General features: G+C 47.3%; 19 protein-coding genes and 2 tRNA genes. 13 read left to right on the top strand and 8 right to left on the bottom strand.

Annotated elements, in window-relative coordinates; translation table 11 throughout:
• The 4 genes from T499_RS0111175 to T499_RS0111160 all read right to left on the bottom strand — a co-directional run bounded on the left by T499_RS0111175 (nt 1) and on the right by T499_RS0111160 (nt 2,394).
• Nucleotides 1–312: an STAS domain-containing protein gene (locus T499_RS0111175; RefSeq protein WP_013064295.1), complete on the bottom strand. Its 312-nt coding sequence runs from the start codon at nt 310–312 to the stop codon at nt 1–3.
• 28 nt (nt 313–340) lie between these two features.
• Complete coding sequence (locus T499_RS0111170) at nt 341–754, bottom strand: ATP-binding protein (RefSeq protein ID WP_013064532.1); 414 nt, start codon at nt 752–754, stop codon at nt 341–343.
• Between the two features lie 123 nt (nt 755–877).
• Nucleotides 878–1,651: an ABC transporter ATP-binding protein gene (locus T499_RS0111165; protein ID WP_033151029.1), complete on the bottom strand. Its 774-nt coding sequence runs from the start codon at nt 1,649–1,651 to the stop codon at nt 878–880.
• Nucleotides 1,648–2,394: an MlaE family ABC transporter permease gene (locus T499_RS0111160; RefSeq protein WP_033151028.1), complete on the bottom strand. Its 747-nt coding sequence runs from the start codon at nt 2,392–2,394 to the stop codon at nt 1,648–1,650. The genes T499_RS0111165 and T499_RS0111160 overlap by 4 nt, the downstream gene beginning before the upstream one ends.
• A gap of 146 nt (nt 2,395–2,540) precedes the next feature.
• Here T499_RS0111160 and lptB point away from each other — a divergent pair, with 146 nt between their 5' ends.
• The 12 genes from lptB (at nt 2,541) to T499_RS0111100 (ending at nt 18,414) form a co-directional block, all read left to right on the top strand.
• Entirely contained in the window at nt 2,541–3,338 is a 798-nt protein-coding gene (lptB, locus tag T499_RS0111155) for an LPS export ABC transporter ATP-binding protein (RefSeq protein WP_013065316.1), read from the top strand.
• Between the two features lie 89 nt (nt 3,339–3,427).
• Entirely contained in the window at nt 3,428–4,789 is a 1,362-nt protein-coding gene (gene tig, locus T499_RS0111150) for a trigger factor (protein WP_013063010.1), read from the top strand.
• Between the two features lie 130 nt (nt 4,790–4,919).
• A complete protein-coding gene (gene clpP, locus T499_RS0111145; protein WP_028907289.1) occupies nt 4,920–5,588 on the top strand; it encodes an ATP-dependent Clp endopeptidase proteolytic subunit ClpP in 669 nt (222 codons plus the stop codon).
• A complete protein-coding gene (clpX, locus tag T499_RS0111140) occupies nt 5,588–6,832 on the top strand; it encodes an ATP-dependent Clp protease ATP-binding subunit ClpX (RefSeq protein ID WP_033151027.1) in 1,245 nt (414 codons plus the stop codon). The genes clpP and clpX overlap by 1 nt, the downstream gene beginning before the upstream one ends.
• Nucleotides 6,833–6,845: 13 nt before the next feature.
• Nucleotides 6,846–9,026, top strand: a complete 2,181-nt coding sequence (recQ, locus tag T499_RS0111135) for a DNA helicase RecQ (protein WP_033151026.1) — start codon at nt 6,846–6,848, stop codon at nt 9,024–9,026.
• A gap of 38 nt (nt 9,027–9,064) precedes the next feature.
• A complete protein-coding gene (guaB, locus tag T499_RS0111130) occupies nt 9,065–10,546 on the top strand; it encodes an IMP dehydrogenase (RefSeq protein WP_013064397.1) in 1,482 nt (493 codons plus the stop codon).
• 2 nt (nt 10,547–10,548) lie between these two features.
• Nucleotides 10,549–11,982, top strand: a complete 1,434-nt coding sequence (locus tag T499_RS0111125) for a peptidylprolyl isomerase (RefSeq protein WP_033151066.1) — start codon at nt 10,549–10,551, stop codon at nt 11,980–11,982.
• Nucleotides 11,979–13,358: a peptidylprolyl isomerase gene (locus tag T499_RS0111120; protein WP_080517151.1), complete on the top strand. Its 1,380-nt coding sequence runs from the start codon at nt 11,979–11,981 to the stop codon at nt 13,356–13,358. The genes T499_RS0111125 and T499_RS0111120 overlap by 4 nt, the downstream gene beginning before the upstream one ends.
• A complete protein-coding gene (locus T499_RS0111115; protein ID WP_139294854.1) occupies nt 13,339–14,940 on the top strand; it encodes an OstA-like protein in 1,602 nt (533 codons plus the stop codon). Before T499_RS0111120 ends, T499_RS0111115 begins: the two co-directional genes overlap by 20 nt.
• Before the next feature lie 9 nt (nt 14,941–14,949).
• Nucleotides 14,950–16,788 (top strand): DNA mismatch repair endonuclease MutL, encoded by a 1,839-nt coding sequence (mutL, locus tag T499_RS0111110; RefSeq protein ID WP_033151025.1) that lies wholly within the window; start codon nt 14,950–14,952, stop codon nt 16,786–16,788.
• 95 nt (nt 16,789–16,883) lie between these two features.
• Nucleotides 16,884–16,958, top strand: a tRNA-Val gene (locus tag T499_RS0111105).
• A gap of 67 nt (nt 16,959–17,025) precedes the next feature.
• Nucleotides 17,026–18,414: an MATE family efflux transporter gene (locus T499_RS0111100; RefSeq protein ID WP_033151024.1), complete on the top strand. Its 1,389-nt coding sequence runs from the start codon at nt 17,026–17,028 to the stop codon at nt 18,412–18,414.
• Nucleotides 18,415–18,909: 495 nt separating this feature from the next.
• Here the strand turns inward: T499_RS0111100 and aat are convergent, their stop codons facing one another.
• From aat to T499_RS0111080, 4 genes are all read right to left on the bottom strand, one after another.
• Nucleotides 18,910–19,560 (bottom strand): leucyl/phenylalanyl-tRNA--protein transferase, encoded by a 651-nt coding sequence (gene aat, locus T499_RS0111095; RefSeq protein WP_033151023.1) that lies wholly within the window; start codon nt 19,558–19,560, stop codon nt 18,910–18,912.
• A complete protein-coding gene (gene clpA, locus T499_RS0111090) occupies nt 19,538–21,751 on the bottom strand; it encodes an ATP-dependent Clp protease ATP-binding subunit ClpA (protein ID WP_073046687.1) in 2,214 nt (737 codons plus the stop codon). The genes aat and clpA overlap by 23 nt, the downstream gene beginning before the upstream one ends.
• A gap of 2 nt (nt 21,752–21,753) precedes the next feature.
• On the bottom strand, nt 21,754–22,059 hold the full coding sequence (locus tag T499_RS0111085) for an ATP-dependent Clp protease adaptor ClpS (RefSeq protein ID WP_013063523.1): 306 nt from the start codon (nt 22,057–22,059) through the stop codon (nt 21,754–21,756).
• 124 nt (nt 22,060–22,183) lie between these two features.
• Nucleotides 22,184–22,254: transfer RNA gene (locus T499_RS0111080), tRNA-Gln, on the bottom strand.
• Nucleotides 22,255–22,430: 176 nt separating this feature from the next.
• Here T499_RS0111080 and rsfS point away from each other — a divergent pair.
• Entirely contained in the window at nt 22,431–22,781 is a 351-nt protein-coding gene (rsfS, locus tag T499_RS0111075; protein WP_013064674.1) for a ribosome silencing factor, read from the top strand.
• The last annotated feature ends 13 nt before the right edge of the window (nt 22,782–22,794 follow it).

The following is a 22,794-nucleotide window of genomic DNA, read 5'->3' as shown; positions in this document are numbered from 1 at the left end:
CTATGCTTTTTTCTGTTCTACCTTCATGAATTTGGTGAATCCGGTCATAGCCAGAATCTTGTAAATTTCGGGCGACACGTTGGTGATTTTGAACTGACCCTTCAGCTGAGTAACAATGCGCATAGTCTTCTGGATGATACGCAGACCTGAGCTGGCCATGTAGGTGAGTTCTGTGCAGTCCATTTCGAGGTCAACACCTCCCTCCTTAAGGGCGGGCTGGATGTCCTGCTCGAACTGGTTGGCGTTCATAGTGTCGATTCGTGAACCGGTCTTAATAATGGTTTTTCCACCTTCTTTGATAATCTGTGTCATAATTATGTGTTATCTAATTGTTTTGTAATTAATCCTCTAAATCCTTTTTCATGGTGAGCAGGTTCTTGCCCTCCAGGCGCTGATAGGTAACCTCGTTCATGATGTTCTTGACAATGTAGATGCCAAGACCACCCAGTTCGCGATCAGCTGGATCGGTAGCAGTGTCGATGTCCTCCTTCATGGTAGGGTCAAACTCGCGGCCCTTGTCGCTAAGCACAAATGTGAGCGTGTGGCCAATGCACTCGGCTGTCAATTCGATGTCGGCAGTTTTTCCTTCGGGATAAGCATAGAAGATAACGTTAGATACCATCTCTTCCATTACCAGGTTCAGGTTCATCAGCAGCTCCATGTCAAGCTGAAGTTCCTCTCCGATCTCTTCGATGAAGGCGTTTACTTTCTCTAACTCGCCTACCTGATTCTTAATCTTAATTTCTTTCTTCATATAAAAATGCTAAAATTGGATGTTATAATTCGAATTATTGCTGCAAAAGTAAATAAAAAATCTGAATCGAACAAACTTTTAAGAAAAATTTATTTAATAATAAGGCATTTTTTCTTGAAACACTTATAATGAGAGTCCGTTGTCGATAACGATTCGTCGCATATTTTTGAGCAGATCGCTGGCGAAGATAAAGTCGGTTAATCGGGGATTTTCGGCACCCATAACCTGACTGCTTACGCCTTGCCATTCCTTGTTTCCTTCGTAAATAAAAATGATATTTTCGCCGATGCCCATGACCGAGTTCATGTCGTGGGTGTTAATGATGGTGGTCATGTTGTACTCCTGAGTGATGGAGTGTAACAGCTCATCGATAACAAGCGATGTCTTTGGGTCGAGACCTGAGTTGGGCTCGTCGCAAAACAGATATTTGGGATTGAGGGCGATGGCACGGGCGATGGCAACACGTTTTTGCATACCTCCGGATATCTCGCCAGGGAATTTTTCGTCGGCACCAGTCAGGTTTACACGGTCCAAGCAGTCCTGTGCACGGCGGATACGTTCGCGTAAGGTCATCGATGAGAACATGTCGAGCGGGAACATCACGTTCTCGAGAACCGTCATGGAGTCGAAGAGGGCAGCGCTTTGGAAAATCATGCCCATCTCGCGTCGCATCATCACTTTCTCGTGCTTGCTCATGCTCACAAAGTTGCGACCATCGTACAGAATCTCGCCGCGGGTTGGCTCGAAAAGTCCGACAAGATTTTTCATCAGTACCGTCTTGCCGGAACCGCTCTGTCCGATAATGAGGTTGGTCTTACCGTCTTCGAATACGGTATTGATATCTTTCAGGACTTCTCTGTCCTCAAAACTCTTATATAAATGCTTTACTTCGATCATGACAGTAACTGGGTTAAGAAAACATCTGAAAACAGAATGAGTACACTCGAGGTTACTACAGCATCGGTTGATGCCTTACCTACGTTTACACTACCACCCTCGACCGTGTAGCCGCAGAAGGCTGGCACGCTGGAGATGATGAATGCAAAAAACTGACTTTTGATGATACTCATCCATACGAACCATGGGATGAATGCGTGCTGCAATCCAGCCGTCAGGTCGTCGGGTGCGATGATATGTCCTATATAGGCCGTGCCGTATGCACCAATGATACCTGTGGCCGAAGAGAAGATGACCAGGAATGGCATGATGGTGAGCAGACCGATGATTTTGGGCAGAATCAGATAGCAGGCCGAATTGATGCCCATAATTTCGAGTGCGTCGATCTGTTGGGTAACACGCATGGTGCCCAGCTCTGAGGCGATGTTGGAACCTACTTTTCCTGCCAGGATCAAGCACATGATGGAACTTGAGAACTCCAGCAGCAGAATCTCGCGGGTGGTATAGCCGGCAACCCAGCGTGGCATCCAAGGGCTCTGAATATTCAGCTTCATCTGAATACAGATGACGGCGCCTATGAAAAATGAGATGATGAGTACGATGCCGATAGAATTGATGCCCAACTGGGTCATCTCGGTAATGTACTGTTTCAGGAACATTCTCATACGCTCGGGGCGTGAGAAAACACGGCCCATCAGCATCAAATATCGACCAAAGGTGGTCAGCCATTTATGTAATAACATTGCAAACAAACTAATTTATTCGGGTGCAAAGGTACGAAAAATAAGACACGAATTACGCGAATTAACACGAATTATTTCTATTTGAGATTATTTTTCGCGAAATTCGTGTAATTCGTGCCAAAAAATAACTAACTTTGCAGCCGATTATGGAAGAAGAGCGTATAGTACTACGAACAGAAGGCCTCGTGAAACGCTACGGTAAGCGCACGGTGGTTAACGATGTGAGCTTCGACGTGAAGCAGGGTGAGATTGTGGGACTGCTGGGACCTAATGGTGCCGGTAAGACAACCTCGTTCTATATGACCACAGGACTGATTGTTCCCAATGGCGGCCATATCTATCTAGGTGAGGAGGATGTTACCAAATTCCCTGTTTACAAGCGTGCCCGTGCTGGTATCGGCTATCTGGCTCAGGAGGCCAGCGTGTTCCGTAAGATGACTGTAGAGGATAATATCCTCTCGGTGCTGGAAATGACTGGCAAGCCTCGCGACTATCAGCTGAATAAACTGGAGGAGTTGATTAGGGAGTTCCGACTGGAAAAGGTGCGCAAGAACTTAGGCGACCGACTGTCGGGAGGTGAGCGCCGACGTACAGAGATTGCCCGTTGCTTGGCTATCGAACCAAAGTTTATCATGCTCGACGAGCCTTTTGCTGGTGTTGACCCTATCGCTGTAGAGGATATCCAGCAGATTGTGTATAAACTGAAATATCTGAACATCGGTATTCTGATTACCGACCATAATGTGGATGAGACGCTGGCTATCACCGATCGTGCTTATCTGTTGTTCGAAGGTAGAATCCTGTTCCAAGGAACACCAGAAGAGCTGGCGGCTAACCAGATAGTGCGTGAAAAATATCTGACGGAATCGTTCGAATTGAGAAAGAAAAACTTCCAGCAGATTGAGATGGAGCGCAATGCCAAGGAGCAGGCGGAGAAAAGTTAAAAATTGAAAAATCGGCGTTGGTTACGCCGTTTTTTTGTACTTTTGCACCCCAATATTTGAATATATATTATAAATAAGTACATAAGAAGATGAAAATTTCGTTTGAGTGCGCCGACAAGATCAATGGTCTGTTGACTATGACCGTTGAGAAGGCAGATTATCAGGATGCAGTAGAGAAGCAGCTGAAAAATTATCGTAAGAAAGCACAGGTTCCTGGATTCCGTCCAGGTATGGTTCCCATGGGAATGATTAAGAAGCAGTATGGCACAGCAGTAAAGGTTGACGAGGTTAACAAGCTGCTGGGCGAGAAGCTGTATGAGTATGTTCGTGAGAACAAGATCCAGATGCTGGGTGAGCCCCTCCCAAACCAGGAGAAGCAGGTACCCCAGGACTTTGAGAACGCTGATGATCTGACATTCGTGTTCGATATTGCCGTAGCTCCTGAGTTCAAGGCTGAGCTGACTGGCAGAGATAAGATTGACTATTACACCATCAAGGTTGATGATAAGATGCTCGACGATCAGGTACAGATGTATGCATCGCAGGCTGGTGAGTTCGTTAAGGCTGAGGTATTCAGCGGTAACGATACACTGACTGGTGACATGCGCGAGCTTGACGAGAACGGTAACACCAAGGAAGGTGGTATCACTACCGAGGCTGCCATGGTTATGCCTGCTTACATCAAGGCCGACGACCAGAAGAAGCTGTTCGACGGTGCAAAGGCTGGCGACATCATCACTTTCAACCCTAAGAAGGCTTACCCCGATAACGATGCTGAGGTTGCTGCCCTGCTGAAGGTTAAGAAGGAGGAGGTTAAGGATCTGAATGCTGACTTCAGCTTCCAGATTACTGAGATCCGTCACTTCCAGCCTGCAGAGGTTGACCAGAAGCTCTTCGACCGTGTATTCGGTGAGGGTGAGGTTAAGGACGAGAAGGCTTTCCGTGCTAAGATTGCTGAGGGTATCGCTCCACAGCTGCAGCAGAATAGCGACTACAAGTTCCTGCTCGATGTTCGTAAGCACATGGAGAAGAAGGTTGGTAAGCTGGAGTTCCCAGAGGCTCTGCTCAAGCGTGTTATGCTGCAGAATAACCAGGATAAGGGTGCCGACTTCGTAGAGAAGAACTTCGAGGGTAGCATTAAGGAGCTGGCTTGGCACCTGATTAAGGAGCAGCTGGTTGCCGCTCAGAACATCAAGGTTGAGGAGGCTGACATCAAGAACGTTGCTAAGGAGGCTATGCGTGCTCAGTTTGCTCAGTACGGTATGAGCAATGTACCCGATGATGTTCTGGAGAACTATGCCAACGAGCAGCTCAAGAAGCGCGAGAATATCGACAACTTCGTTGATCGTGCCGTTGACGTTAAGCTTACTGAAGCCCTCAAAAATGTGGTTAAGCTGAATGCAAAAGAGGTCACATTTGAGGAGTTTAATAAGCTTATGACAGAAAAATAAGCTTTTTTAGGAAAAAATAACCCCTAAAATACGAGGGTTATCGACTTTTTGTATTATCTTTGTGTCCCAAACGCAAGATGAGGAAGGTCGATAACCTTTTCTCTATATTAAAAAGAAAGGAATTGATAGTATGAATAATGATTTCAGAAAGTATGCTGTACAGCATTTAGGAATGAATGGTCTGGTGGTCGATGATGTAATCAAGGCCCAGAACCAGTACTTGAATCCCTATATTCTTGAGGAGCGCCAGTTGAACGTTACTCAGATGGATGTGTTCTCACGCCTGATGATGGACCGTATCATTTTCCTTGGTACTCAGATAGACGATTATACCGCCAACACATTGCAGGCACAGCTGCTGTTCCTGGATTCAACCGACCCTGGTAAGGATATCTCGATTTATATCAACTCACCTGGCGGTAGCGTAACTGCTGGTTTGGGTATCTATGACACTATGCAGTTTATCACCAGCGATGTGGCTACTATCTGTACAGGTATGGCTGCCTCTATGGGTGCCGTGCTGCTTGTGGCTGGTGCCGAGGGTAAGCGTTCGGCTCTGCCCCACAGTCGTGTGATGATTCACCAGCCTCTGGGTGGTGTACAGGGTCAGGCTTCAGATATCGAGATTGAGGCCAAGGAGATTTTGAAGTTCAAGAAAGAGTTATACACTATTATCTCGGAACATTCGCATACACCATACGATAAGGTTTATGCCGACTCTGACCGTAACTATTGGATGACGGCCGAGGAAGCAAAGGCTTACGGAATGATTGACGAGGTGCTGACACGGAAGAAATAATGCCGATGAAGAAAGTATGTAGTTTCTGTGGTAGAGGCGAAAACGAGGTAAAGCTGTTGATCTCGGGTCTTAACGGTCAGATTTGCGAGAACTGCGTGGAGCAGGCTTATCAGATTATAAATGATAACCTGCGCGAGGCGCCTGTTGCAAAGAAGAAAGGAAAAGCCGCTGAAAAGCCCGAAAACCTGAAGGTGCCTAAACCCAAGGAAATCAAAGAGTACCTCGACCAGTATGTGATCGGTCAGGACGATGCCAAGCGTTATCTGGCTGTGGCTGTTTACAACCACTACAAGCGTTTGCAGCAGCCCGTGGATGATGATGGTGTAGAGATTGAGAAGAGTAATATTATTATGGTAGGTAGTACTGGTACGGGTAAAACCTTGCTGGCACGTACCATTGCCAAACTGCTTGATGTGCCCTTTACTATTGTAGATGCTACGGTGTTTACCGAGGCTGGTTATGTAGGTGAGGACGTAGAAAGCATATTGTCACGACTGTTGCAGGTGGCTGATTACAATGTTGAGGCTGCTCAGCGCGGTATCGTGTTTATCGACGAGATCGATAAGATTGCTCGTAAGAGCGACAACCCTTCTATCACCCGCGACGTTAGTGGCGAGGGCGTGCAGCAGGGATTGTTGAAATTATTAGAGGGTACCATGGTGAATGTTCCACCCAAGGGTGGCCGTAAGCATCCCGACCAGGATTACATCCATGTAGATACCCGTAATATCCTGTTTATATGCGGTGGCGCCTTTGATGGTATCGAGCGTAAGATTGCACAGCGTATGAACACCCATGTGGTAGGTTATAACTCGGTAACCAACGTCAGAAAGATTGATAAGAATGATTTGATGAAGTATATCGTTCCTCAGGATCTGAAGTCGTTCGGACTTATTCCTGAGATTATCGGTCGTCTGCCAGTGCTCACACATCTGAATCCGTTGGACCGTAAGGCATTGGAAAGAATCCTGACTGAGCCTAAGAATTCTATCATCCGTCAGTACAAGAAACTGTTTGAGATGGATGGTGTTGCGTTGACTTTCGATCAGGAGGCACTCGACACGCTGGTAGACAAGGCTGTAGAGTACAAGCTTGGTGCTCGCGGACTGCGTTCGATTGTTGAGAGTGTGATGATGGACGCTATGTACGACCTGCCATCGAAGAAAACTAAGAAATTCAATGTGACGGCTGATTACGTCAGTAAGCAGCTTGATAAATCATACCTCCAGAAGTTGGAAGCCTAACTAACTATAATATATGAGCGAAAAGATGAATCTCACAGCAGCCCTGAAGAAGTACTTTGGATTCGACACATTCAAAGGCGATCAGGAGCGTATTATCCAGAACCTGATGGATGGCAACGATACCTTCGTGCTGATGCCAACAGGCGGTGGAAAATCATTGTGCTACCAGTTGCCCTCGCTACTGATGGAGGGTACAGCCATTGTGATTTCGCCGCTGATTGCGCTGATGAAGAATCAGGTGGATGTGATTACCAGCATGAGCGAAACCGAGGGTACTGCCCACTACCTGAACTCGTCGCTGAACAAAGCGGCCATTGATCAGGTGAAATCGGATGTGATGGCTGGTAGAACCAAACTGTTATATGTTGCTCCAGAGTCGTTGACAAAAGAAGAGAACGTAGAGTTCCTGCGTTCGGTTAAGATATCTTTCTATGCCATCGATGAGGCTCACTGTATTTCAGAATGGGGTCACGATTTCCGTCCTGAGTATCGCAAAATCCGTCCTATCGTAAATGAAATAGGTAAGGCACCTATCATTGCGCTTACGGCTACTGCTACCGATAAGGTTCGTACTGATATCAAGAAAAACCTTGGTATTGTGGATGCTGCTGAGTTCAAAAGCTCGTTCAACCGTCCGAATCTGTATTACGAGGTACGTCCAAAGACTGCGAATGTAGATAAGGATATCATCAAGTTCATTAAGCAGCATCCAGGAAAGAGCGGCATTATCTACTGCCTGTCGAGAAAGAAGGTAGAAGAGTTGGCCGAGATCCTGCGTGTGAATGGTATTAAGGCTGCTGCCTATCATGCCGGACTTGACTCGAATACACGTTCGAATACCCAGGATGAGTTCCTGATGGAGAATATCGATGTGATTGTGGCTACCATCGCCTTTGGTATGGGTATCGATAAGCCCGATGTGCGCTTTGTGATTCACTACGACATACCTAAGTCGTTGGAAGGCTATTATCAGGAAACTGGTCGTGCCGGACGTGACGGTGGCGAGGGAATCTGCCTGGCCTTCTACTCGTATAAGGACTTGCAGAAGCTCGATAAGTTTATGGAGGGTAAACCTGTGGCCGAGCAGGATATCGGTCGTCAGTTGTTGGTTGAGACCGCTGCTTATGCTGAGACGTCGGTTTGTCGCCGTAAGATGTTGTTACACTATTTCGGTGAGACCTACGAGAAGGATAACTGTGGTAACTGCGATAACTGTCTGCACCCCAAGACCAAGATCGAAGCTCAGGAACAGTTGGTTATTGTACTGAAGACGATCCAGGTTATCAAGGAGAATTTCCGCTCGGACTATGTGATAGACTTTATTATCGGTAAACCTACCGAAGAGATTCTGGCTCATCATCACGACGAGCAGGAACTGTTTGGTGCTGGAGCCGATGACGATGAGAAGATTTGGAACCCAGTAATCCGTCAGGCGCTGATAGCCGGCTACCTGCGTAAAGAGGTAGAGAACTACGGACTGCTGAAACTGACTGCCGCTGGTAAGAAGTTTATAAAGGCTCCCAAATCGTTTATGATCGTGAAGGATGCTGAATTTAACGACGACTATGAGTCGGCTGATCAGGAGGGTGGACTAAGCGCCCTTGATCCTGTGCTGACGGCTATGTTGCTTGACCTTCGTAAGAAGGTTTCGCGACAGTTAGGTCGTCCACCTTACGTTATCTTCCAGGATGTGTCGATCGACCAGATGGCAACCGACTATCCCATCACACTCGAGGAGCTGAAGTGTATCCAGGGTGTGGGCGAAGGTAAGGTTAAGCAGCCTTATGCTCAAGAGTTTGTAGACCTGATTAAGGCCTACTGCGAAGAGAATGAGATTGAACGACAGGTTGACATGCGCGTGCGTACCGTTGCTAAAAAGTCAATGCTGAAAGTCAAGATTATCCAGAGTATCGACCGTCAGATAGCACTCGACGATATCGCTGAAGCACAGGGTATTGAGTTCGAGGAACTGCTCGACGAGGTTGAGGCAATCGTTTATAGCGGTACCAAACTGGATATTGATTACTTCCTTGAGGAGGTAATGGATGAAGATCACGTAGATGATATCTACGACTACTTTGCCGAGAGCGAAACCGATAAGCTGAGTGTGGCTGAGGAAGAGCTTGGCGAGGACTACTCGGAAGACGAAATCCGACTGGTACGCATTAAGTTCATTTCGGAGATGGCGAACTAAGAATTGAAGATTTGAAGAATTAAAAAGAGATAAAGATTATGGCATCATTTATTGCAGACAAGATTGTGATGGACGGTCTGACATTCGACGACGTCCTGTTGATTCCCGCTTATTCGGAGGTGCTGCCCAAAACGGTGGAGCTGAAAACCCGTTTTTCGAAGCACATTGAGCTGAACGTTCCTTTTGTAACGGCAGCTATGGATACAGTAACCGAAAGCCAGATGGCTATTGCCATCGCCCGTGAGGGAGGTATCGGAGTGATTCACAAGAACATGTCGATAGACAACCAGGCACGCGAGGTAGCGATTGTAAAGCGTGCTGAGAATGGTATGATCTACGACCCCATCACTATTCCATTGGGAAGCACCGTGGCTCAGGCCCTCGAAATCATGTCGGAGTACCATATCGGTGGTATCCCCGTGGTTGACGATGACCGTCGCCTGGTGGGTATCGTAACCAACCGCGACCTGCGCTTTGAGCGTCGCTTGGATCGTCCCGTAGAGGAAATCATGTCGAAGGAGAACCTGGTAACCACCCATCAGCAGACCGATCTGACTGCTGCAGCACAGATTCTGCAGGAGAACAAGATTGAGAAACTTCCTGTTGTAGATAAGGATAACCGATTGATTGGACTGATTACCTATAAGGACATCACCAAGGCAAAGGATAAGCCCATGGCTTGTAAGGACGATAAGGGACGTTTGCGTGTTGCAGCCGGTGTAGGTGTAACCGTTGATACTCTTGACCGTATGCAGGCTCTGGTTAACGCAGGTGTTGATGCCATTGTTATTGATACAGCCCACGGACACTCAAAGAGTGTTATCGAGAAGCTGCGCGAGGCAAAGGCTTCGTTCCCCAATATCGATATCGTGGTAGGAAATATTGCTACCGGTGCTGCCGCTAAGATGCTGGTTGACAACGGTGCCGACGCTGTAAAGGTTGGTATTGGCCCAGGCTCAATCTGCACCACTCGTGTGGTTGCTGGTGTTGGTGTGCCTCAGCTGAGTGCTGTTTATGATGTATACAGCGCCCTGAAGGGAACTAATGTTCCTCTGATTGCTGATGGCGGTCTGCGCTACTCAGGCGATATCGTAAAGGCACTTGCTGCCGGTGGTAGCAGCGTCATGATTGGTTCGCTTGTGGCTGGTACCGAGGAGAGCCCTGGCGATACCATTATCTACAACGGACGTAAGTTCAAGAGCTATCGTGGTATGGGTTCGCTCGAGGCTATGGAGCATGGTTCGAAGGACCGCTACTTCCAGGCCGACACCAAGGATGTGAAGAAGCTTGTACCAGAGGGTATCGCTGGTCGTGTTCCTTACAAGGGAACCGTTCAGGAAGTGATTTATCAGATGGTTGGTGGCTTGCGCTCAGGTATGGGTTACTGCGGTGCCCAGACTATCGAGAAGTTGCATGATGCCAAGTTTACACGCATTACCAATGCCGGTGTAAACGAGTCGCATCCACACGATATCACTATCACCAGTGAGGCTCCTAACTACAGCCGTCCAAACGATTAATGATGAGACAACTCACCATAGCCCTTTCATTGTTTGCTGCGATTACCTCGCAGCAAACATTGGCACAGACTACCGACCCGGTTGTAATGACCGTGGCCGGTGTTCCTGTTTCTCGTTCAGAGTTCGAGTATTCGTACAATAAGAACAATGGCGAAGGGGTAATCGACAAACTGTCGGTGGATGAGTATGTCACCTTGTTTATAAATTATAAGCTGAAGGTGGCTGCAGCCCTCGATGCTAAACTCGATACGCTGTCGTCGTTCCGTCAGGAATACCAGATGTATCGCGACCAGCAGGTGCGCCCAACGATGGTGACCGATGCCGAGGTGCTTGATCAGGCCCGACAGATGTACGAACGCACTCAGGCGATGATTGGCTCGAAAGGATTGGTACGCCCAGCGCACATCCTATTAAAGTTGTCGACGCAAGCTACCGTTCAGCAGCAGGAAAAGATACACCAGCGTATCGATTCTGTTTATCGTGCCCTGCAAGCAGGAGCTGATTTCGCGGAATTGGCCAAGAAGGTTTCTGAAGATACTGGTTCGGCTGTCCGTGGAGGCGAACTGCCTTGGATTGCACCTTCGCAAACACTGAAGGAGTTCGAGGATGTGGCTTATTTGCTGGCACCTGGTCAGTTAAGTCAGCCATTCCTGAGTCCTGTTGGTTACCACATCATCTTGATGAAAGAACGTAAACAACTGGAACCATTCGACTCGTTGAAACAGAGCATTGTTGCATCGCTTGAGCGTCATGGTATCCGTAACGAGATTGCAGATATGAAGTTACGTAACCGTGTGGCAGCGTCGGCAGGCAAGCTGAAGCCCAATGATGTGATGCAGCAGAAAGCCGATTCGGTAGCTGCTGCCAACAGCGAGCTGAAATATCTGTTTAAAGAGTATCATGACGGTTTGTTGCTTTACGAAATCAGCAACCGCGAGGTGTGGAGCAAAGCCCAGAATGATGAAATTGCACTGAAGGCTTGGTTCGACACCCATAAAAAGAAATACACATGGAAGGAACCCCGTTACCGCGGCATTGCCTACCACGTGAAAACCAAGCAAGATGTAAAGGCTGTAAAGCAATGTGTAAAGAATCTGCCTTTCGATCAGTGGGCAGAGGCTTTGCGTACTACCTTTAACCCCGATTCTGTGATCCGCATCCGTGTGGAGAAAGGACTGTTTAAACTTGGCGATAATCCTACCATTGATAAGATGGTGTTTAAGCAGGCTACCAGTTCAACATCTGATGCTAATTATCCCATCGATGCTGTATATGGCAAGAAACTGAAGCGTCCAGATAACTATCAGGATGTGCGTCAGCAAGTGGTTGAGGATCTGCAGGATTACCTGGAGCAGGAGTGGGTTGATGCCTTACGCCATCGTTATCAGGTAGAAGTGAATCAAGAAGTATTGAAAACTGTAAATAAACATCTATGAGTATTATAAAGAAAGTAATGACACTGGCGCTTCTGGCCTTGCCTTTGGTAGCTACTGCCCAGAAGAAGGATTCTATTGGTACCGTCATCGACGAAGTGGTATGGGTGGTTGGCGATGAAGCCATCCTCCGTTCGGATGTTGAAGCCCTGCGCATGCAGTCGGCTATGGAAGGTGTAAAATGGAGTGGAAACCCCGACTGCACTATTCCAGAGCAGATTGCAGTTCAGAAACTGTTCAAGCACCAGGCTCAGATCGATAGTATTGAGGTGACCGATGCCGATGTGGCACAGGAGGTAGAGCAGCAGATTAGCTACTGGCTCGAGATGGTTGATGGTTCACGTGAGCGCCTCGAGGAGTACAAGCACCAGAACCTGACACAGATTCGTGCCGACCTGCGCGAGGAAATGAAAGATCGTCAGATGGTACAGAAAATGAAGCAGAAGCTTGTTGAGGATATTGCCGTTACACCTGCTGAGGTTCGTCGCTATTTCAGTGCCCTGCCACAGGATAGTCTGCCTTTTGTTCCTACCGAGGTTGAAGTACAGATTGTACAGCTTACCCCAAAGATTGAACAGGAGGAACTGAACCGTGTAAAGGATGAACTGCGTAACTATACAGAGCGTGTAAATAAGGGTGAAACCCGATTCCAGACTTTGGCACAGTTGTATTCAGAGGACCCAGGTTCTGCTCGTCGTGGTGGTGAGCTCGGTCTGATGGGACGTGGTACCCTTGATCCTGCCTTTGCTGCTGTTGCTTTCAATCTTACCGATCCTAAAAAGGTGTCGAAGATTGTTGAGTCGGAGTTCGGTTTCCATATCATCCAGCTGATTGAGAAGCGTGGTGACAAGGTGAATGTACGTCATATCCTGCGTAAGCCTGTGGTATCGCAGGAGTCTGTTGACCGTGCTTTGGGTCGTCTGGATTCTATTGCGGCCGATTTGCGTGCCGAGAAATTCAGCTTTGAGGATGCTGCCTCACTGATTTCTGACGATAAGGATACCCGTAACGCCAAGGGACTGTTGAGTACCGATCAGATGCGTACTGGTAAGACCTCATCTAAGTTCCGTATGCAGGACCTGCCTGCTGAGATTGCCAAGGCTGTTGATACACTGAAGGTGGGTGAGATCTCTAATGCCTTCCAGATGATTAACCAGCGTGGTAAGACCGTATGTGTGATTGCTAAGCTGAAGAGTCGTACCGAAGGTCATAAGGCCTCTGTAACCGAGGACTTCCAGATTATGAAGGACGTGGTGCTGAATAAGCGTCGTGAGGACCGTATCCATCAGTGGGTAGTAGATAAGATTAAGAGTACTTATACCCGACTGAACGACGATTATAAGGATTGCAATTTCGAATATGAAGGTTGGATTAAGTAGAGCTGCTCTATTCCTGTCAATCGTTCTGATGGTTGGCTTCGTTTCTGCATTTGCCCAGCAAAAGCAGCAGCGTCGTCGTCCGGCTGCACGTAAAACGGCTAAGGCTAAGGATACACGTGTGTATCTGGTGCATGCCGATGTGCTGCATTACGACCAGCTGAAGAATCCCGATGCCACCATTCTGAATGGTAAGGTACATTTTACACATCAGGGTGCCCGATTGTATTGCGATAGTGCCTATTTCTATGAGGCCAGCAATTCGTTCGAGGCGTTCGGACATGTGAAGATGTACCAGGGCGATACGCTCTCGCTGTTGAGCGATTATGCTTATTACGATGGTAACGAGCAGATGGCTCGTGCCCGTTATAATGTGGTGCTGAAGCATAAGAAGACCACTCTTTATACCGATAGCCTTGATTACGACCGTTTGTATGATAATGCCTACTTCTTTGAGGGTGGAAAGATGATTGACGGTAAGACTACGCTTACCTCCGACTGGGGAGAATATAACACCAAGAGCAAAATGTCGGTATTCAATTACGATGTGAAGATGAAGAGTCCCAAGTTCTTCCTCACTACCGATACTCTTTATTACGACACCCGTTTGTCGATGGCTCATATTGTTGGTCCGTCGAATATCACCTCGGGAGAGAGCCATATCTATTCCGAGCAAGGCTATTATGATACCAAGAACGACCGTGCTCGTCTGATGAACCGCTCGGTTCTCTCTAACCAGGGTAAGATGATGGTGGGAGATAGTGTTTACTACGATAGCAAACAGGGCTTTAGCCAGGCCTTCCGCAACGTGGTGTATGTGGATTCTGTAAACAAGAATAAACTTACAGGTAACTATGGCGAGTACTACGAGAATACCGGTTTTGCGCTGTGTACGGATAGTGCCGTAGCCATCGACTACTCGCAGGGCGACTCGTTGTTTATGCATGCCGATACATTTAAGGTGGTAACCTATAATATTGAAACCGATTCGGTGTATCGCAAAATCTTTGCATTCCATCATGTGCGTGCATTCCGAAACGATGTGCAGGCTGTTTGCGACTCACTTATCTATAACTCGCTCGATTCGTGTATGACGCTCTATCACGATCCTATCGTGTGGAACAATAACCAGCAGTTGGTGGGCGACCGTATCGAGGTGTTTATGAAAGATTCGCTGATCGATCATGCCCATGTTATCGACAACTGTTTCTCGATACAGCAACTTCGTAGCGATACTACGCTTTATAATCAGGTGTCGTCGAAGGAGATGTTTGCCTACTTTATTGATGGTGCTATCCACGAAGCCCAAGCTAAGGGTAATGTGCTGATAGGTTATTATTTTGAGGAGGGCGACAGCGTGGCGATTATCTATAATTACCAGGAAACATCCGAACTTCGTATGTTCCTGAAGGACCGTAAACTGCAAAAGGTATGGACGCCCAAGAGCAGTGGTACGATGTATCCGCTAAACCAGATCCCTAATGATCGTAAGCATCTGCCAGGCTTTGCGTGGTATAACTACGTGCGCCCAATGAATCGCTACGACATTTTCAATTGGCGCGAAAAGAAAAGCGTTGAAAACTAAGACTGAAAAATGGATTTAATACATCTTCTTCCCGATAGTGTTGCTAACCAGATTGCCGCTGGTGAGGTAATACAGCGTCCGGCTTCTGTAATCAAGGAGCTGGTTGAGAATTCTGTTGATGCAGGTGCCAAGACCATCCATGTGATTGTGGTGGATGCTGGTCGTACCTCTATTCAGGTTATCGACGATGGTAAGGGCATGAGTGAGACCGATGCACGATTGGCGTTCGAGCGCCATGCAACATCGAAGATCTCGCAGGCCGACGATCTGTTTGCCCTGCACACCATGGGATTTCGTGGCGAGGCTTTGGCTTCGATTGCTGCCGTGGCACAGGTTGAACTGCAAACACGTCGACAGGAAGATGAGATAGGAACCAAGGTTTCAATTGCTGGGTCGAAGGTAACTCGACAGGAACCGGTATCTTGTCCGGTGGGATCTAACTTTAAGGTTGATAACCTGTTCTTCAATGTACCTGCCCGTCGCAAGTTCCTAAAGACGAATGCTACCGAGCTGAATAATATCTTGACAGCTTTCGAGCGTATCGTGCTCGTTTATCCCGATATTCATTTTACCTTGCACAATAATGGGGTAGAGATGCTGAACCTGCGTGCAGGCTCTGTACGTCAGCGCATTGCAGATGTGTTTGGAAAACAGTATAATCAGGATTTAGTACCTGTTGAGGTGCATACAGCCATGTGTACGGTTTCTGGTTTTGTGGGTAAACCTGAGGCTGCCCGCAAAAAAACTGGGTGCGACTATTTCTTCGTCAATGGTCGCTTTATGAAGCACCCTTACTTTCACAAGGCTGTGATGAAAGCTTACGACCGTTTGGTGCCCGATGGTATGGCTGTACCTTATTTCTTGTATATAGAAGTAGAGCCAGGCGAGATAGATGTGAACATACATCCTACCAAGACCGAAATTAAGTTTGAGAATGAACAGGCCATCTGGCAGATTCTGTCGGCTGCTGTTCGTGATGGTATTGGCAAGTACTGCGAAGTGCCTTCGATTGATTTCGATACTCAGGGACAACCAGACATTCCCTTGTTTGATAGTAACAGCAACACTTTCCAAGATAGTTTTGCTGCGCCCAAGGTTAACTATAACCCAGATTATAATCCGTTTAAGCAGAGTGGTGGAAGTAGTTCCAGCAGTGTGCCTAATCAGTGGGAGAGTTTGTATCTGGGTGTGGAACAGGGCTCGTTCCGTGAGGAACCTGTACAGCAACCATCGTTCTTTGACGATGAAAACGTTGTGGCGCCACAGTCGGCTACCGAGATTCTCTCTGAGAAGTCGCCTGCTCACTACCAGTATAAGGGCAAGTACCTGATGACGGCAGTAAAATCTGGTCTGATGATTATCGACCAGCATCGTGCCAGCATCCGTGTGCTTTACGATCGTTACCTGAATCAGCACGACGGTCATGTTATCAGCACCCAGAAAATGCTGTTCCCTGAAACGATTACATTCTCGCCGTCCGAGGGTGTTACCATGCAGCAGCTGTTGCCCGAACTTACCGCTTATGGTTTCGACCTGAGCGATTTAGGTGGTAATACCTATGCTGTGAATGGTATTCCTGCTGGACTCGAAGGTATTAATCCGCAGAACCTGCTGCACGACATGCTGTCATCAACGAGTGCAGCCGATTCGATAGAGGCTATTCATGCTGCTTTGGCACTCCGCCTAGCCCAGAGTGCTGCCATTCCTTATGGTCAGATACTGACTAACGACGAAATTGAGAGCATCATTAACGATCTTTTCTCGTGCTCGAACGTCAATTATACACCCGATGGAAAAGCTATACTTTGCATACTTCCACAGGGCGATATTGAGCATTTATTGGGTTAAAATGTGAATGAAGGTTAAATTCTAACAGATTTCTTGTAAAACATGCGGTAGTTTCAAAAAATCTTCTTACCTTTGCACCCGCTTACAAGAAATGAGGGCGTTTAGCTCAGCTGGTTTAGAGCATCTGCCTTACAAGCAGAGGGTCGGCGGTTCGAATCCGTCAACGCCCACAACAACAAGTTAGGATGTGATTTCGGTCACATCCTTTTTTCATTTAACAACAGACATAACTGCCACATGAAGAAGGTTAAGAATAGCGAACTACTGCTTTCATACATCCGTGAAGGACGTGAGATGAGCCAAAGAGAAAAACTTTGGTTGATTGTTAGTTTGAGTATTCCTTCGATCCTGGCACAGATATCAGCTACCATCATGTTTTTTATCGATGCCTCGATGGTGGGCCATTTGGGTGCCAAGGCATCGGCTTCAATCGGTCTGGTGGAAACTACCGGTTGGCTGTTGGGTGGTTTGGCTTCGGCAGCTAACATGGGCTTTTCGGTGCAGGTGGCGCATTTTATTGGTGCCAACGACTTTGAGGCGGCCCGTCGTGTCTTGCGCCAGGCTTTAGTGTGCTGTATGGTTTGGGCACTATTGATATCCATTACATCGGTAGCTATCAGTCCATTCCTGCCTTATTGGATGGGAGGAACGGCTGAGATTGCCCGCGATGCCTCATTGTATTTCGGTATTTTCGGAGCTTGTGGTATCTTTTTTCAGATGGAGGGATTGGCAGGTTCTATGCTCAAGTGCTCGGGTAACATGAAGATTCCCTCGATGTTGAATATCGGCATGTGCGTGATGGATGTGGTGTTTAACTACCTGTTTATTTATATTTTAGGTTTGGGTGTGATGGGTGCTGCTATTGGTACAGGTATGGCCATGCTGGTTACAGCTAGTCTGATGCTGTATTTCCTATTGGTACGCTCAAAAATGCTCTCATTGGTAGGACGCCCAGGTTCATTCAAGCCAAAAGCTGATACCATTGGTACTGCTTTCAGAATTGGTGCCCCCATGGGTTTGCAGCATCTGCTAATGGGATCGGCTCAGATGGTGAGCACGCTGATTGTGGCACCATTGGGTACGATTGCTATTGCAGCCCATTCGTTGGCTATTACGGTAGAGAGTTTATGCTATATGCCTGGTTTCGGTATTGCCGAGGCTGCCACTACATTGGTGGGACAGGGTATAGGTGCAGGGCAGAAACAGCTTACCCGCTCGTTTGCCCATATGTCGGTTGGTTTAGGCATGATGGTAATGACACTGATGGGTGTGCTGATGTGGACTTTTGCACCACAGTTGATGGCTATCATGTCGCCTGTTGATGAAGTGATAGCTCTGGGTGCTCAGGTTCTGCGTATCGAAGCATGGGCAGAGCCGATGTTTGCTGCTGCCATTGTAGTTAACGGTATTTTCGTGGGTGCAGGCGATACCATCATCCCGGCCATCATGAGTTTGGCTTCTATGTGGGCTGTTCGTTTGTCGTTGGCTGCCACACTGGCTCCCAAATGGGGTTTAATGGGTGTATGGACTGCTATGGCCATCGAACTTACCTTCCGTGGTATTATCTTCCTTGTGCGCTTGTTCAAAGGAAGTTGGGCTGATAAGTTGAAACTCAAGCAGGCTTAATTCATAATTTACTGTTTTAGTAGATAGCAAAAAAAGCCGCTCAAGGGTCATCAACGACTCGAGGGCGGCACCAACAATCTATGAATAACTAAAAACCTTTTTCTGAGAAAAAACGGAGTGTCACCACTGCGTCTTTGTTATCCTTACTAACAAATCTTTTCTAACACCTTAGAAATACCTATCTCCAATTTAACTAATAAACCTAAAACCAAATTCTAACTAACTATTAACTCTAACTAAAACCTAAATCAATCAATCTTTATATACCTTAACTAATACCTCTGTATTGTTTTCTATGCTTCTATTAAAGAACTCTTGTTTTCTTTTGACGTTGCAAAGGTACGACGATTTTTGCAACCACACAAGAAATATGATGTACTTTCCTCAAAAAAGTGCACTTCTTTTGATATACATCAAGCTGTTGTGTGCGAACACAATCGATTTGTGTGCGAAAACGGGTTTTTTTTACACTTGTTTACAGTGCGCTACAATTTTTCACGATTTTAGGAGTCTGATATAGGTTTCGTAGGGTATAAAACGGCCTCCCATGCGCTTTAAATGTGGTGTTTCAAACTGGCAGTCAATCAGTTTGCCGCCCAGTTTATCGAAGGTTTGTGCCAGGTGTATCAGGGCTAACTTTGAGGCGTTGGGTACTAATGAGAACATACTCTCGCCGAAAAAGGCTGTACCTAGGTTTATGCCGTACAGACCTCCCACTAGTGTCTCGCTCTGCCACACTTCAACACTGGCAGCAAATCCCTGTCGGTGCATCTCGGTATAGGCCTCAATCATTTCAGGACCTAACCAGGCGCCTTCGTCGTTGTTGCGGTTTTGGGCGGTGGCGCAGCCACGTATCACCCCTTCAAAGTCTTGATTGATGGTTATCTGTAGTTCGCCCTTCCTGATAACTTGTTGCATGGAGTGGCTTATATGTACTTCGTTAGGAAATATAACGAAGCGCTGCAGCGGACAGTACCATAGCGGCTCCTGCTGGTGTCGGTAGGCAAACCAGGGGAAGAAACCATTGCTGTAGGCCAGCAGAAGTCTGTCAACAGATAGATCGCCGCCCACAGCCACTAATCCATCCTCTTCGCCAAGGTGTGGATCGGGAAACCACAGATCGTTATCCAATTGATAAACTGCCATCGCGTGTACTTATTATAATATGTCCACCTTGTTTCAGACTGCCGAACAGTATCTCGCGCATGAGTAGCGGTTTCAGCCGCTGGGCTATCACGCGGTCCATCTCGCGGGCACCGTATTCGTGGGTGTAACCCTCGTCAAGCAGCAGCTTAAAAGCCTCGTCGCTCAGTGTCATCTCTACTTGTTTCGCGGTCAGTTTGTCCTGCAACTCGCTTAACTTCTTCTTTAGGATGAGTGTGGCCATCTCGTGATCCATATCGTTGAACACTACCGTGCCCGACAGACGGTTGATGAATTCGGGCTTGAATGTTTTCTTTACCTGTTTCAACATGGCCTCGCCGCGCGATGTGTTACCTGTAAAGCCTATGTTGGCTTGTGCAGCATATTGGGCACCTGCGTTCGAGGTCATAATCAGTATCACGTTGCGGAAGTCGGCCTTGCGCCCTTTGTTGTCGGTCAAGCGTGCATAGTCCATTACCTGCAGCAGGATATTATAGATGTCCTGATGCGCTTTTTCTATCTCGTCGAGTAGTAACACGCAGTTAGGTGTTTTGCGGATGGCATCGGTAAGTAGTCCGCCATCCTCGTAGCCTATATAGCCTGCAGGCGAGCCTATCAGCTTGGCAACGGTGTGCTTCTCGGTATATTCACTCATATCGAAACGTAGCAACGCTATGCCAAGCTCTTTGGCCAGCACGCGTGCCACCTCTGTTTTGCCCACACCTGTGGGACCAACAAACAATAGTGATGCCAGCGGCTTATTGTCATCAAGCAGTCCGGCTTTCGACATCTGTACAGCTTCTACTACCTGACGGATAGCCTCGTCCTGTCCGTATATCTTCTGGAGCAGACGTGGGGCCAGTGTTTCCAGTTGAGCGTTATCGTCATCGCTGTTCATAGCCATAGTGTCTACCTTGCAGGTTTTTGCCAGTACATCGGCAATATCAACTTTGTTGACGTTTGCAGGTTGTGCGCCATCTTTAAGCTCTGCTGCAGCTCCTGCTTCGTCTATCAAGTCGATGGCTTTATCGGGTAGAAAACGGTCGTTTACGTATTTATAGCTGGCATCAACGGCAAAGTCGAGTGCCGCCTCGTCGTATGTGACGTGATGGAAACTCTCGTATTGCGAGCGTAACTGGCGCACGATGTGCTTGGTTTCTTCGGGCGTTGGCTCGGGAATGTCGATTTGCTGGAAACGGCGCACCAGACCTTTTGAACGGGCAAAGTGACGGTTGTACTCTTCGTAGGTTGTCGATCCGATAAAACGGATGCCGCCAGCTTCTAAGTAAGGTTTCAGCATGTTCGAAGCATCCATGGCGCCCTCGCCGGTGGCACCTGCGCCTACCAGCGTATGTATCTCGTCGATGTAAACGATGTTTTTGTCGCTTTCCTCTTGTATACCCTCCATTATTTGCTTAATGCGGTTCTCAAAGTCGCCGCGATACTGAGTGCCTGCCAACAGTGTGCCCAGGTCAAGCTGGTATATCTTGCTGCCTTTCAGGCGTTCAGGTAGGTTCTGGTCCTCCTCAATCATGCGTGCAAGTCCCCAAACTAGGGCTGTTTTGCCTACACCGGGTTCGCCCACGTGCAGCGGGTTGTTTTTGTCACGTCGACAAAGTACTTGTATAGTACGCTGCAACTCCTGCTCGCGACCAATCAGTGGGTTGTGCTGTTGGTACAGTGTGTTCATACAGGTAACCAGTCGGCGCCAGGCTTCCTGGCCCTTTTGCTGGTCGCCTGTGCCCAGTTGGTCGGCTAACTCGTAGGCGCTAATCAGGTCGCTCATAAAGTTGCTTTCATTATCGCCTAACGCATCTTTCAGTAGGTAACAGGCCCAAGATTCTGGTAGATTAAGTAACCCCATCACCAAGTGAGGAACATCGAGTGCTGTTGCACTGCTATTGATGATTTGCGCGCAGGCAAACTCTATCAGTTGTCCCATTTGTGTCGATGCTTCGGGTTCGTAATCTATGTCTTCGGGTACGGTCTCTACTTCGTCTAACTTGTTTTCTATTCGCTCCTGAAACAGGTTGGCCGAATAGTAGCTGTCGAGTGTGTTGTAAAACTCATTGTCGTCCATCATTACCAGCAGCAGGTGCTCGGGCATGATAAACTCATGTCGGTACTCTTTGCAGCACTTCATAGTATCGCTGAGCATCCTGGCGGCGCGTTTGGTTTGCTTTATCTCTGCCATAGTTATTCCTCAGGTTCAACAGTTAAACGGAGGGGAAATCCCTCTTCACGGGCCATGTTGGTGGCTTTACGCACCTTCGATGTGGCAACGTCATAGCTATAGATACCCACCACTGCTTTGTCGCTATGGTGTACCTGCAGCATGAGTGCCTCGGCCTCTGTCTCACTTTTAAAAAACACTTGTGTAAGTATCTTCACCACAAATTCCATCGTGGTAAAATCGTCGTTGTATATTGTTACTTTGTATCGCCGCGGCTCGCGCAGGTTGGTGTGCTGCCGCTCTTTTGTTGCCGATTGTTCTTTTGCCATATTTCGATTTTCGTTTTAAAAATCGTGGCAAAGATACATTTTTTAGCTGAATTAAGCAAGAAAAACGCTGTAAAATGCTTATAATAAAAAAATCGCTAAGTTCAAAACTTAGCGACCTTTTTAGTTGGGGTACCCGGACTCGAACCAGGAAAGGCAGGACCAGAATCTGCAGTGTTACCATTACACCATACCCCAAAATGTTTTTGCTTGAGAACTCTCTTGTTCTGTTTTGCGGGTGCAAAGGTACTACTTTTTCTTGAACTACCAAAATTTTTTGGGGAAAAATTATAAAAAACCGCAAATTTTTCACTTTTTCTTTGTTTTTTGGGCAATTTACACTACCTTTGTGCACAAATAATAGCAAATTTTGAATGATACAACTTGTAGAAACAATTAAAGACGCGATTCAGGAGAAGAAGGGCTGCGATATTGTAGTGGCCGACCTGACTAAAATAGAAGGAACCATCTGTCAGTATTTCATTATCTGCACTGGCAACTCGCCCACGCAGGTCGAGGCTATTGCTGAGTCGGTGGGGGATATGGTGCGCGAACAGTTAAGCGAGAAACCTGCACACGTAGTAGGACTTGAAAACGCTCAGTGGGTGGCTATGGATTATACTGACGTATTGGTACACATTTTCTTGCCCGATGTGCGCGAGTATTACGATTTGGAACATCTGTGGGAAGATGCACCTCTGACTCGTATTCCTGATTTAGACTAATATATATATAATA

Origin of the sequence: Prevotella sp. RM4 (assembly GCF_000701965.1) — a bacterium.
In the GTDB taxonomy this organism is placed as follows: Bacteria; Bacteroidota; Bacteroidia; order Bacteroidales; family Bacteroidaceae; genus Prevotella; species Prevotella ruminicola.
Note: the sequence above shows the minus strand (reverse complement) of the source record. Positions and strands in the feature narration are given on the sequence as shown.